Annotated in this window: 13 protein-coding genes; 8 read left to right on the top strand and 5 right to left on the bottom strand. The window is 61.9% G+C overall.

Annotation, left to right across the window (positions count from 1 at the left end):
- The first annotated feature begins 432 nt into the window (after positions 1-432).
- The 6 genes from Q1K49_RS00680 (at position 433) to Q1K49_RS00705 (ending at position 6,944) form a co-directional block, all read left to right on the top strand.
- A complete protein-coding gene (locus tag Q1K49_RS00680; RefSeq protein ID WP_300521597.1) occupies positions 433-2,577 on the top strand; it encodes an ATP-binding protein in 2,145 nt (714 codons plus the stop codon).
- The gene (locus tag Q1K49_RS00685) at positions 2,574-2,975 is read left to right on the top strand and encodes a response regulator (protein ID WP_300521600.1); all 402 of its coding nucleotides are present in this window, start codon (positions 2,574-2,576) and stop codon (positions 2,973-2,975) included. Before Q1K49_RS00680 ends, Q1K49_RS00685 begins: the two co-directional genes overlap by 4 nt.
- A gap of 22 nt (positions 2,976-2,997) precedes the next feature.
- Entirely contained in the window at positions 2,998-4,518 is a 1,521-nt protein-coding gene (locus tag Q1K49_RS00690; protein WP_300521601.1) for a response regulator, read from the top strand.
- Entirely contained in the window at positions 4,515-4,934 is a 420-nt protein-coding gene (locus Q1K49_RS00695) for a response regulator (RefSeq protein ID WP_213693176.1), read from the top strand. The genes Q1K49_RS00690 and Q1K49_RS00695 overlap by 4 nt, the downstream gene beginning before the upstream one ends.
- A 342-nt stretch (positions 4,935-5,276) precedes the next feature.
- Positions 5,277-5,993, top strand: a complete 717-nt coding sequence (locus Q1K49_RS00700) for a transglycosylase SLT domain-containing protein (protein ID WP_300521623.1) — start codon at positions 5,277-5,279, stop codon at positions 5,991-5,993.
- 495 nt (positions 5,994-6,488) lie between these two features.
- Complete coding sequence (locus Q1K49_RS00705) at positions 6,489-6,944, top strand: arsenate reductase ArsC (RefSeq protein ID WP_300521603.1); 456 nt, start codon at positions 6,489-6,491, stop codon at positions 6,942-6,944.
- An 11-nt stretch (positions 6,945-6,955) separates the two neighbouring features.
- On the opposite strand, the gene Q1K49_RS00710 is transcribed toward Q1K49_RS00705, so the two are convergent.
- The gene (locus Q1K49_RS00710) at positions 6,956-7,822 is read right to left on the bottom strand and encodes a GHMP kinase (protein WP_300521606.1); all 867 of its coding nucleotides are present in this window, start codon (positions 7,820-7,822) and stop codon (positions 6,956-6,958) included.
- A complete protein-coding gene (gene xth, locus Q1K49_RS00715; protein WP_300521609.1) occupies positions 7,819-8,640 on the bottom strand; it encodes an exodeoxyribonuclease III in 822 nt (273 codons plus the stop codon). Before xth ends, Q1K49_RS00710 begins: the two co-directional genes overlap by 4 nt.
- A gap of 93 nt (positions 8,641-8,733) precedes the next feature.
- Between xth and Q1K49_RS00720 the strand changes: the two genes are divergently transcribed.
- Complete coding sequence (locus Q1K49_RS00720; protein ID WP_300521611.1) at positions 8,734-9,789, top strand: TrkA family potassium uptake protein; 1,056 nt, start codon at positions 8,734-8,736, stop codon at positions 9,787-9,789.
- A gap of 130 nt (positions 9,790-9,919) precedes the next feature.
- Here the strand turns inward: Q1K49_RS00720 and Q1K49_RS00725 are convergent, their stop codons facing one another.
- The 3 genes from Q1K49_RS00725 to Q1K49_RS00735 all read right to left on the bottom strand — a co-directional run bounded on the left by Q1K49_RS00725 (position 9,920) and on the right by Q1K49_RS00735 (position 12,282).
- Positions 9,920-10,315 carry a class II SORL domain-containing protein gene (locus tag Q1K49_RS00725; protein WP_300521614.1) on the bottom strand — a complete coding sequence of 132 codons (396 nt, stop codon included), beginning with the start codon at positions 10,313-10,315 and terminating at the stop codon, positions 9,920-9,922.
- Between the two features lie 279 nt (positions 10,316-10,594).
- Positions 10,595-11,626 carry a homoserine dehydrogenase gene (locus Q1K49_RS00730; protein WP_300521616.1) on the bottom strand — a complete coding sequence of 344 codons (1,032 nt, stop codon included), beginning with the start codon at positions 11,624-11,626 and terminating at the stop codon, positions 10,595-10,597.
- Between the two features lie 260 nt (positions 11,627-11,886).
- On the bottom strand, positions 11,887-12,282 hold the full coding sequence (locus Q1K49_RS00735) for an ATP-binding protein (RefSeq protein ID WP_300521618.1): 396 nt from the start codon (positions 12,280-12,282) through the stop codon (positions 11,887-11,889).
- A gap of 305 nt (positions 12,283-12,587) precedes the next feature.
- Here Q1K49_RS00735 and Q1K49_RS00740 point away from each other — a divergent pair.
- On the top strand, positions 12,588-12,813 hold a 226-nt coding region (locus Q1K49_RS00740), incomplete at its 3' end, for a hypothetical protein (protein ID WP_300521620.1).

Here is a 12,813-nt window from a genome sequence, read left to right on the forward strand (position 1 = left end):
TGGACCAAGGAGCAGCAAGGCAGCAAACTGACGGGAAGGAGAAATGGAAGCGTTCCGGTGAGTGACATCCCTCCCGGCGACTGCGGGAACTCGCCGGGAGAAATGTTCACGGGGATGATGTGCGGGATCTCCCACAAAAAGTGAGAGGAGCAGGTTTTTTTCAGGAACAGGATCGCCTTCGCCGGGTCGTGATGTCGGGACTCTGCGTTTTCCCCGTGTGGACCGGGAACGAAACGGCCTTCGTCGGGGTTGCGGCGGTAGTTCTTGCTGCACCGTGAAGGTACAGCGACTAAAAGACGTTTCTCCGCACCGCTCTTCTTTTGGTTTCTTTCGTTTTTGCGCGAAACATGAGCAAATTGCTGAAAAGCCGCGTTATAATACTGGCAGGACGAAGAAGCGTACCGATGCGTGGAATGTTGTCGGGAGAGACGCATGACGGAGAGAGACGGCGGGGAAAGGGGCGAATCCATGATTTCCGTTCACGGAGAAAGGCCCTGTGGAAAAGAACACCGGGCGAAGCGATTTTTTGCGGTGCTGTCGGCACTGGTGCTTCTTTTTTCCTTGTTCTCCTCCGACGCACGGGCCGATCGAACCGTGCGGGTCGGTATCTACGAAAACAAACCCAAGGTGTTCACCTCGCCCTCGGGCGTGCCGTCGGGGCTCTTCGTGGATATTCTCGAGAGCATCGCCCGGGAGGAAAAATGGACCCTTGAGTATGTGCCGGGGACATGGCAGGAGGGGCTTGGCCGATTGGCCTGGGGGGATATCGACCTCATGCCCGACGTGGCCTATACGAGCGAACGGGAGCACCTCTTCGCCTTTCACGGCGAACCGGTCGTCTCGGATTGGTTCCAGCTCTTCGCCAACAAAGGCAGCGGCATCCACTCCATCGTCGATCTCCGGGGAAAGCGCGTCGCGGTGCTCGCCGGATCAATCCAGCAGGATGCCTTCACCCGGCATGCCGCGGCCTTCGACCTGGATGTCCAGCTCGTTCCCTTTCCCCTTTTTGCCGATGCCTTCCGGGCGGTGCAGGCGGGGAGTGCGGATGCGGTGATCGCCAACCGTTTCAACGGTCCTCTGCTCATGAAGGAATACGGTCTTGAGGACACGGCGGTGGTCTTCAGCCCGACCCGCGTCTATTTTGCCGCGCCGAAGTCCGGAGACGCCGCCCTGCTGGCGGCCATCGACCGCCATCTCGCACGCCTGAAGCGAGATCCCGGATCGGTCTATTATGATGCGCTCCGTCGCTGGACCTCCGAGGAACTTCCCGGCGCGATTCCCCACTGGTTGAAGGTCACGGGAGGGGCTCTCGCCGCGATATCGCTGGTGGGGTTGGTGGGCATGTGGCTGCTGCAGCGCCTCGTCAACAAGCGCACGAAGGAACTGCGGATTTTCGTGGAGGCCCTGAAACAGGCGGACCGAGAGTGGAAGGCCACCTTCGATTCCGTGGAGGACGCAGTGTGGGTGCTCGATTGCGAAGGGCGCATCGCCCACGCGAACCAGGCCACGACCCGTATCTTCGGAAAGGCTCCCGAGGACGTGACGGGGCGGACGTGCTGGGAGGTGGCGCACGAGACCGACGAGGCGATCCCCGAGTGCCCCCTGAAGGACGCCGCCGCAAAACGCCAGAGCAGAAGCGCCACAGTCTACACCAAGGATGGCCGTTGGCTCCAGGTGAGCGTCCATCCCGTCTTCGACGAGGAAGGGACCACGAAGGGGTTCATGCATGTCGTCAGCGACGTGACGGAAAAGCGGAGGACCGAGGAGGAGCTGGATAAATACCGCCGCGGGCTGGAGGATCTTGTACGGCGGCGGACGGAGGAACTCGAGGCCGCCAACGCGGACCTGCTTCAGGCGAAGCTCGCCGCCGAATCCGCGGATCACCTGAAGTCGGCCTTTCTGGCCACCATGTCCCACGAGCTGCGCACGCCTCTCAATTCGATCATCGGCTTCACGGGGATTCTGCTCCAGGGGCTCGCGGGCCCGCTGAACGAGGAACAGGCGAAACAGCTCCGCATGGTCCAGGGCAGTGCACGACATCTGCTTGCCCTGATCAACGACGTGCTGGACATCTCCAAGATCGAGGCGGGAAGAATCGAACTCGCGGAGGAACCCTTCGATCTCCGGGTTGCGGTGGAGCGGGTGGTACAGACCGTGGCGCCCGCGGCGAAAGAGAAGGGCCTGGAGCTCACCTGCGAGATCGGGGAGGGTGTGGGACGAATCGTCGGGGACCGGCGACGGGTGGAGCAGGTTCTCATGAATCTGCTCAGTAATGCTGTCAAGTTCACCGCCCGGGGAAGCGTGACGGTCACCTGTACACGGGAGGATTCTTCTGCGATCATGAGTGTGAAGGACACGGGCATCGGCATCAGTGCGGAAAATCTGCAGAAGTTGTTCCGTCCCTTCCAGCAGGTCGATTCGGGAAAAACCAGGGAGTACGACGGCACGGGGCTCGGGCTGCACATCAGCAAGCGCCTCGGGGAACTCATGGGAGGTTCCATCTCGGTGGAGAGTACCCCTGGTTCGGGCAGCACCTTCACGTTCCGCATGCCCATACGGGAGGAGAGAGGCGCATGAAGGGCGCGCACGTTCTCGTCATCGAGGACAACGAACAGAATCTCTCTCTGATGCGGTTTCTTCTGGAACAGCACGGGTTCATCGTGTCCGAGGCCGTGGACGGCCCCAGGGGCATCGAAGCGGCACTGCGGGAGATTCCGGACATGATTCTCCTGGACATTCAGCTTCCCCTCATGGACGGATACGCCGTGGCCCGGGAACTGCGGAGGCACGACGCGCTGCGTGACCTGCCCATCGTGGCCGTCACCTCCTACGCCATGCCCGACGACCGGGGAAAATGTCTTGCCGCGGGGGCGACGGACTACATCGAGAAACCCATCGATCCGGAAAGCTTCGTGGAGCGGATCTGTGGGCATCTGACGGACCGCAAGGGCTGCGGAAGCGACATCTCCGAATGAGGAACGCGGAAGGATGAGTTCCGTGAACGTACTGATCGTGGATGACAAACCGGAGAATCTCTATCTGCTTCGGGCGCTGCTCACCGGAAACGGCTTTGCCGTCACCTGCGCCGGCGAGGGAGAGGAAGCCCTCCGGTCCGCCCGGTCCTCGCGGCCCGATCTGATCGTCAGCGATATCCTCATGCCCGGCATGGACGGGTTCGCCCTCTGCCGGGAGTGGAAAAAGGATCCGGATCTCCGGACGATTCCCTTCGTGTTCTACACCGCCACCTACACGGATCCCCGGGACGAGAAACTGGCGCTCGACATGGGTGCGGACCGTTTCCTCATCAAGCCCACGGAGCCGGATGTCTTCATGGAGCAGATCCGCTCCCTTCTCGCGGAGTATGAGGCCGCCGAAAAGGTTCAGGTGCGGCAGATCCAGGAGCCCGAAGAGACGGTGATGCGGGAATACAACCAGGTGCTGGTGCGCAAGCTCGAGGAGAAAGTGGCGCAGCTCGAGGACACGGTGAAGCGGCTCGACGCGAGCGAGCAGGAACTAGAAAGGGCGAACCGCATTCTCAGGACCATCTTCGATTCGGCCCGGGACGGAATTCTCCTTGCGGACGCGGTCTCCCGGCGTTTTCGGGATGCCAACGCCGCCATGTGCGGCATGCTCGGCTATTCCCTGGAGGAGCTGCGGGAGCGCACGGTGGAGGACATCCACCCGCCGGAGGAGCTCCCCTCGATCCTCCAGAGCTTCGACCGGCTTGTCCGGCGGGAACTCTTTCTCGCCGAGGATATTCCCGTCCGGCGCAGGGACGGAGGCGTCTTCTTCGCGGACGTGCACGCCAGTGTGGTGGATCTTGAGGGGCAGACATGCCTCATGGGCATCTTCCACGACATCACGGCGCGGAAAAGGGCGGAGGAGAGAATATGCGACCTCCTGCGGGAGAAGGAGACTCTCCTGCGGGAGGTGCACCACCGCATCAAGAACAACATGAGTTCCATCACCGGCCTGCTGCGGCTCCAGGCCCAGGCGGAGCCCGATTCTGCGGCGGCCAGGGCGCTGGAGGAAGCGGCGGATCGAGTGCGGAGCATGGTGGTGCTTTACGACAAGCTCTACCGGAGCGAGTCGATCCGGGACATTTCCCTCAAGGAATATCTGCTCGCGCTGATCGGCGACATGTCGCCCGGTTTTCCCGGAAGAACGGACGTGACTGTCGAGACCGCCGTCGAGGACGTGGTCCTGGAGGCGAACCTCGTCTTTCCTCTGGGTATCCTCGTCACGGAGCTGATCACCAACGCGGTGAAATATGCCTTTCCCGGAAGGGATCGTGGGACCGTCCGGATCTCCGCGGGATTGGAGGGAAAGAACATCGTCCTCGTCTGCGAGGACGACGGCGTGGGATTGCCCGAGGGCGTGACTCTCGACAACTCCCCGGGCTTCGGATTCCACCTCGTGCGCATGCTGGTTCGGCAGATGAGGGGCACGATTCTGGTGGAACGAAATCCAGGCACGCGTTTTCGCATCGAGTTCGCGATCCGGAGGGAAACACAATGAATGCAGATCATTACGAGGGACATGACGCGGAAAAGACACTCCTGTTGGTGGAGGACGAGGCCATCATCGCCATGGTGGAGGCGCAGATGCTGGAAAGTTTCGGCTACCGCGTCGTCACCGCCCTCTCCGGGGAGGAGGCGGTGGAACTGGTCATGGAAAACGACGCCATCAGCCTTGTTCTGATGGACATTGACCTCGGGAGCGGCATGGATGGAGCCGAGGCGGCCCAGCGCATTCTCGACGTGCGGAATCTCCCCGTCATCTTTCTCACCTCCCACTCGGAACGGGCCATGGTGGAGAAAGTGCAGGGCATCACGCGGTTCGGGTATGTGATCAAGAGCACCGGGGATTTCGTGCTGCGCTCCACCGTCGAAATGGCCTATGAACTTTTCGAGAAACAACGAAGGTCTTCTTGAGCTTTTCCGGCAGCGCCGTCTCCTCCTTTTTTTCTTTTCACCTTCCGAGACCCGGGAATCTCCCCTGCGTTCCGCGGAGAGGTTTCCCTTTTTTCTGCAGTTTTTCCATGACTCCTCGCGAAAAAGTCCTTTCTTTTTCTCCCGAACAAAAAAACGAAACCGAGGAAAAGGCCATGTCGTCGCTCTCTCGGAAGAGTCCTCGCGTTTCCGGCGGAAAGAGACACGTGTAACATTCTTATAAAAGAAAGGACACATTTCTTGCCAGAACATCCCCATGCACTATAATAAGAAGTCCTCCCTCTTCCTGAGGAGCGTTTGCGCAAAGGAGGAGATCTCGTGAACATGAAGATCCGCGTCATGAAGAGCGGCATCGCCGCCCTCGTCCTGCTGCTCATCGTCACCGCTGTGGGGCCTCTGGGAACGTGGTTTCCCGAGGATTACGGCGATGACTGGAGAGGATTCCTCCTTCCGTCGGAACAGAGTGTCCTTGATCCCCTCGTTCTTCGGAGCCTTTCCACCATGGAGGTCACGGAGCGTCATCTCCGGGAGTGGCACCGGGACTCCCCTCTGGCGGCGCTGCGCCACATCTGGGACATGCATCCGGACACGCAGCGTTCCGTGGCGGCCGTCGCCCGGTACATCCGCAAGCAGAACCGCGCCATCGACGCCCGCACCGCCTGGATCGAGGCGGCGGCCTTCGTCCACTACAGTGACAAGTACGGCGTTCCGCTGGATCTCGCCGTGGCGGTGGGCAACGCGGAGAGCCACTTCAACCCCTCTTCCCGCAGCAACTACGGAGCCATGGGGGTCATGCAGGTCGTGTGGGACATCCACAGCCATCTTCTCCAGGCGAACGGCATCGCCGCACCGGAGGATCTCCACGATCCGGATCGGGGCGTCGCCGCGGGGTGCCTTCTGCTTTCCCGGTACATGCGGGTGTCGGACAACACGCGCAAGGCGCTTCTGCGCTATTCCGGCGGTTCCATCGACACCTACTGGAACAAGATCACCCGGAATCTCTCCAAGATCCGGGAGCACGCGGTGGCCCTGGGGCTCTAGCCCCGAGGCACGTGTTCGGGGCGGAGGTTCTGCCGGGAACCGGAGAGACGGGACACGGTGGCAGCAGAAGAGCGAGCGGTGCGGGAGACCCTTTCAGGGCGACTTCTGCGCCGCTTTTTCGTGTCTCGCTGTGGTCGCGAGGCGGGATCCGGTGATGGTTTCCGGGAAAACGAGCGCGCCGGGGCTTGCCTGAGAGGGCTTCGGTCGTTACACAATTGAAACTGGATTTTGCGGTGGTTTTGGACGATAAAGGAAGCACTGCGGAAAAGCCGCATGACCGTCGCAAACAGCCGCCGAAGATCGTGATCGCCTTTTTGCGCAGGCGTGACGCACACGATTGAATGAAGAACGCTGCCGGAGTAAAATCAGCGGCGCGGCGGGAAAGCCCGGAGGACTTGAATGCCGAATGGCTCTGCCCCAGAGCATGCCGAAGAGCGCCCTCGCGGTTTTTCATGGGGGGTGTACAAGAGCCGAAGAGTGAAAGGACTGAGTCGCATGAGAAAGACGAAGGTACTGTTCGTGTGCGGGCAGAACACCGCACGCAGCCAGATGGCGGAAGCGTTTCTGAAGGAACTCGGAGGGGAGTCCTTCGAGGTGGAGAGCGCCGGACTCGAGGCCGGCCCCGGCATCAATCCCCTCGCGGTGGAGGTCATGAAGGAGGTCGGCCTGGACATCTCGAACAACGAGGTCACCAAGGTCTTCGATCTTTTTGTGGCGGGGAGGACCTACCACTATGTCATCTCCGTCTGCGATGCCGCGAAGGCACAGCGCTGCCCCATTTTCCCGGGGATTTGCGAGCGGAGACACTGGCCTTTCGACGATCCCGCCTCTTTCGAAGGAAGCTGGGAGGAGCGCGTCGCCGCCACGAGAAAGGTGCGGGATCAGATCCGGGAGGCCGTAGAGGCTCTCATCGCCGAGGTGAAAGCAGCACAACCCGCGTCATCGCGCTGACGCTCCGGCGGTCACATCCGGCGGCGCAGGCCGCCGGATGTGGAGGCGAGGACTCGCACGTCGCCGCCGTCCCAGCGGTTCCGCATCCATTCCGCGCACCGGGTCGCCTCGTCGGGATTCGCAAAGAGAACTCCTCCGGCAGTGCCCGAGTGGGCCACCACCACGCCGAAGCCGCGGCATTCCCGCGTGGCGGCCAGAAGAAGGGGCCACTCCTCCCGAGGCATGACCGCCTGCTGGAGCAGGGCTGAGAGAGTCGCGGCGGCACAGATTTTCCGCACGTCCCCCGCATGGAGCCCGTCCCGGAGGATGGCGTAGGCCCGGCGGTGCCGGTCGGCGCGGTTCCGGACGGCCCGCATGCGGGCCGGATCCTTTCGGTAGTCCTCCGTGTCGAGAGTACGGCGGGGAAGAAGCGCCGCCGTCCAGAGGGGCGGTGTTTCGGGCAGGCGTTCCACGAGACGTCCCCGGAGATGGTCCACCAGGGCGAGCCCCCGGAAGACGATGCCGTCCGAGGGTTCGACGGCGCAGCAGAGGGCGAAGTGCTCTTCCTCGGAGAGGTTCTTTTCCGCCAGAAGCGCGCAGGCGCCGAAAATCCCCGCCACGTCCACCGTGGAAGAGCCCAGCCCCAGAGAGGCGGGAAGGGGGTTCTCCAGGGTCGCTGCGACGGGACGATCCAGGGCGAAGCGCTCCGCCGCCAGGGCCAGGGCGTGCCGTGCCTTGGGAGGCAGGGTGTTTTCATCGCCTTCGCCTCCGGAGCGGACGGACACGTATCCCCACCAGTCCACACAGTGGCTCACCAGCGCTTCGCCGTCCTCCAGAATCCATCCCTGAATCCATTCCCCCAGTGTCGCCGGAAGGGCGATACGGCTCTCCCGGCTCATAGGTCGAAGACTCCCACCACGGCGGTGTGATCCGAGGGCTTTTCCCAGGCGCGCAGCTCCCGGACGGCGTAGCAGTCGCTGGAGAGCGCCGCCAGTTCCGGCGTGGCCAGGATATGGTCGATGCGCCAGCCGATGTTCCGCTCCAGGGCGTTCTTGACGCGGTAGTCCCAGAAAGAGAACTCCCCGTCGCCGGGACGGTGTTTGCGGAAGACATCCACGAAGCGGGGGGCGGTGATGTCCGCGAAGAGGTTCCGCAGCGTCTCGTGGAAACACACGTGGTCCCGCTTGTTCTCCGGATGCGTCACATCCCGGTCCGTGGGGGCCACGTTGAGGTCTCCCACCCAGAGGAGGTGCCCTTCGGGAACGCCTGCGGCGTCGAAGAGGCGGGCCAGGCGCTCAAGGAAGCCCAGCTTGTAGGGATAGTCGGGGTGGTCGATGGCCTTGCCCTGGGGGACATAGGTGTTCACGATGCGGAGGCGCGGGCGGGCGGCACTTCCGGGGACGCCCAGCGTCACCCGGAGGATGCGGGGTTCATCCCCCTCGGGACCTCCGTCGCCGAAGCCGGACTCGGCCTCCTCGATGGGCAGCCTGGAGGCGACGGCGACGCCGCTGTAGGATTTCTGCCCCCGGAAGGCCACGCCGTAGCCGAGATCCTCGAAGAAAGCCCGGGGAAAGTCCTCGTCCACGACTTTCGTCTCCTGGAGACAGAGCACATCCACACTGGTATCATGAAGCCACCGTTCCAGCACGGGAAGACGGGACCTGATGGAATTCACGTTGAAGGTGGCCACGCGGAGAAGGGACACCAACACCACCATCCTTCCTGAAGATCGGGGACCTTGGATCCCTTTGTACGTCGCAGGAACATTGTAGGCGTTTCGAACCTCTTGGGCAAAGGGGGACTTTTTGCTGTGGCTTCTCGGGGAGGAACAACGCTTCGCACGGGACGCGTTCTTCTTTTTCTCTTCGGATGCGTCGTCGTCGCGGGAATCGTCGGATTCAGATACCTGGCGGATCTTTCCTGGGTGGATGCCCTCTTTTACACCTTCACCACGCTCACCACCGTTGGGTTCGAGGCGCCGCCGAATCTCTCGGCGGAGGGGAAGCTCTTCACGGTGCTTCTCCTGGTGATGGGGATCGGCATCGCGGGGTACGCCGTGGCGTTCTTCTCCCAGAACGTGGTCGTGTCGGGGCTTCTCACGGCCCTGGGGAAACGGAGGGACAAGCGCGTGGAGGAGATGCAGGGACATTGGATCATCTGCGGACTGGGCAGGGTGGGGCGGAACGTGGCGGAGATCGTCTCCCGGGAGGAAGCACCCTTCGTGGGAATCGACCGGGACGAAGCCCTGGCGGAGGCGGCGCGTCGCCAGGGATGGATGGTCCTCGTGGGTAACGCCCGGGAGGAGGAAATTCTCGAAGCGGCGGGGATCGCACGCGCCGCGGGGCTCATCGTGGCCCTCGACAGCGACGCGGACAACGTGTACGTGCTCCTCACGGCCCGTTCCCTCAACAAGAATCTCCGCATCATTGCGAGAGCGCAGGACACCCAGTCCGTGAACGTTCTCTACCGCGCCGGAGCGGACAAGGTGCTCAATCCCCTTCTTGCCGGCGCCGCGGCGATGGCCCGGGCGGCGCTCAAGCCCGCCGTGGCGGATTTTCTCGAAATGGCGAGTATCTCCAAGCAGCTCCAGCTCGAATTCGACGCGGTGCGTCTCGCCTCGGACAATCCTCTCGTGGGAGCCTCTCTCCAGGAATCGCCCCTCAAATCTCGGTACAACCTGCTGGTGGTGGCCGTAAAGGCCCACGGCGGCGAGGTGCTCTACAATCCCCCCGGAACGACGGTGCTCGCTTCCGGGGACGAGCTGATTCTCCTCGGCGAGCGGGAGAAGATTGCCTCGTTCCGCAAGGAACTGTGCACTCCCGTTCTTGTCAAGGAAGCCGCTCCGCTTCCCATGTCCAGGAAATAGGCGAAGGGAAGGGTGGAAGGGCCGAACTCCTCGGCGGCGTGTTTCTCCGGGAGATGACAAAAAGGCCGCCCTTTTCGGGCGGCCCCTCCGCGTTCCGCTCTTTCGAGCGTCGTCTCGGCCTTTTGGAAACCTATTCCTCCACGGCGACGGGAACGGAGCTTTCCCACATGCCATGGATGTTGCAGTACGATGCGGCGAGGAGCATACCGGACTTCTTCAGCTTGAGTTGGAAGCTTGCCACGGGATCCGTGTAGGCCGGGCCCTGGTTCGCCCCCTCCGTGGATTCCCCGTGGGCGTTGAACTCCACGAGGCCAAGATCGTAGACGAACTTGCCTCCCTCGGGCTTGAAGGCGAGGCGAATCCAGCGAATGTGGTGCTCCGTCGTGTGGGGATGGGGAATCTCCTTGCCCACGCTCACCGTGACGGTCATGGCTTCTCCCGCCTTGACCTTTTCAGGGGCCTCGATGACGGGAACATGCTTTTCACCCTTCCAATCTCCGCTCTGCATCACATCGGCGAACTTCACGGGTGGGTCCCTCCTCTTTGAAACGGATTTAGGTATTGCCCCCCTATTATCGCGCTGACACGGAGATTGTCAAACCCCCCGACAGTGTCCCGAATCCAGGAGTTTTCCTCGGGTGCCTCTTCCGCGTGGCGGGTGGATGCGCGGCCTGGGCCGTTTCATCCACACGGAACACCTGCGGAAAGGTTTTTTTCCGGACGGACCCGTGAACGGATCCGTGTCGGAGGCGCGTCCGAAAGGGGTGCTCCGCCGGTCCGTCCATGTGTCGGGTGTTGTCGGGTTTCAGGGGCGGGCCGATTCCCTGGCGATGGCGAGGATGTCCGTCAGCAGGGCCTGCCCCGTCTCCGTCCGCCCCGCTCCGGGGCCGACGATGGTCACGTCCCCCATGTTGTCCGTGGTGAGCGTCAGGGCGTTGGTGGCGCCGGCAACGCCCGCCAGGGGATGGTTTCCCGGCAGCTCTCGGGGAGAAACGCGCCCTTTGAGAACTCCTCCGTCTCGGGTGAGCTCGCCCAGAAGCTTGATCCGCTTTCCTGCGGCGAGGGCCTTTTTCACCTGATCGGCGGTGACGCCGGAGATGCCCCGGCGTTCCACTTCGGTCACGGGAAGGGGAGTCTCCATCAGGAGCGATGCCAGCAGAGAGATCTTCACCGCCGCGTCCCATCCTTCCACGTCCGCCGTGGGATCCGCCTCGGCGTAGCCGAGCTTCTGTGCCTCCGCGAGGGCCTCGCCGTAGTCCATACCTTCCTCCATGCGGGTGAGAATGAAATTCGTGGTGCCGTTCACGATGCCGGCAACACCCAGAACATCGCATCCCGCAAGGGCTTCCCGGGCCAAATTGATCACCGGCGTGCCGCTCAGGACGGTCCCCTCGTAGCGGAAACGCACGCCCTTTTCGGCGGCGAGAGTCTCCAGTTCTTTCAGGGCCACCGAGAGGGGACCCTTGTTGGTGGTCACCACGTGGCTCCCCGCCGTCAGGGCCTCCCGAATGTGGGTGAGTCCGGGCTCGCCGGTCTCGAGGTTCGTGGGAGTGATCTCCGCCACGATGTCGGCGCCGCAGGTTCGGAGACATTCGATGACGCTCTTTCCCGAGCGCCTCGGATGCTCCCGGAGATGTCCCTTTCTGTCCATTTCGTCCAGGAGGGCCGCGAGGTCCAGCCCTGCGGGATCACAGACCACCTCGTTCGCCCCCGTGGCCGCGAAGACAACGGAACAATCGAAGCCGAAGCGCCGCCGGAGTGTCTCCTTCTTCTCCAGGAGGATTCGGGCGAGTCCCTGTCCTACGTTGCCGAAGCCAACAAATCCGAGTGTCCACATCTTTCTTCCACCGCCTTCGGTAAGGCTGCCCCTTGTCTTCGTTCTTTACGGAACATACCGCTCCACAGGAGAGGAATTGTCCGAGATGGGGCGCACTTTCGTTTCGGTGAACTCTACTTGATCGGACTTTCTCCGTCAAGGGAACCTCACAAGAAAGACCTTTCGCTTTCCCTTGACTTAGGTCGCATCGAGTTTTGCGAGGTCCTCCGCGGAGCTAAGGGAATCTTATTCAGCAATTTCCAAGGTTTTTCACCGCTTCATCATTTCTTCCGCACCACCACGCCGAGTCGGTTCACCCCGTTGTCCCTTCTGTAGTGCACCTCGTCCATGATACGCCGCACAAAGAGAATGCCCATCCCCCCCTCTTTCCGCTCTTCTAGGGGGCAGTTGATGTCGGGCTCCTCTAGGGAGAGAGGATTGAAGGGAATTCCCTTGTCCTCAAACTCCACCGTGAGGGCCACAGCGTCATCAATGACGCGCACGGTGAACTCTCCCGGGGGCGTCTCATAGGCGTAGGTACAGATGTTGACGACAATCTCCTCGATGGCAAGTTCTAGGTGCATCATCCGTTTCGGAGGCAATCCTTCGGTGTTCTCAAGAACGAACTGTTGGACCTCTTTAAGAGCGTCCGTCGTGGCGGGCCAGGTCCGTTCCATCGTGTTCCACCCTTCTCGTCAGCCATTGGATTCAAAACCGCCCTGTCGGACAACGCATGCGAAGCAATTCCTGAACATCGGTCCGAGGTGGCCTTGGAAATCTCATGAGTAGTCTTGAGCGCCCTTCTTCGTGAAATGCATCTCCGGATTTCGTTTCTTCTCTTCGGTTTTCGCCTGCGAGGGGGCACGGAGAATCGTGGCGGACACACTGGTTCCCTCAGAGAGTTTTAAGCCCTGGGAGTGGGAGGCGAGAGAAAACGTTCCCGCCTCGAAGAAGCTCTTGCGAGCTTGTGGGGTTCCAGAAGATGGCGGAACTTGCAACTCCTGCGTCCGGAACGGGTTCGTTGCCCAAGATCGATACAGGCGAAGCGCCCCATGGACTCCACGGTCCACGGGGTTTCTTCTACCCCCCGTCGCTCAAGGTTCGAACCAGTTCTGGAGAAAAAAGAACTCTATCGCAGAAATACGGCGACGTTGAAATTCCCTTTACGGTCTCAAGGAAAAAACAGCAACATCCGCACAGAATTCGTC

It is taken from the genome of Aminiphilus sp., assembly GCF_029975095.1.
In the GTDB taxonomy this organism is placed as follows: Bacteria; Synergistota; Synergistia; order Synergistales; family Aminiphilaceae; genus Aminiphilus.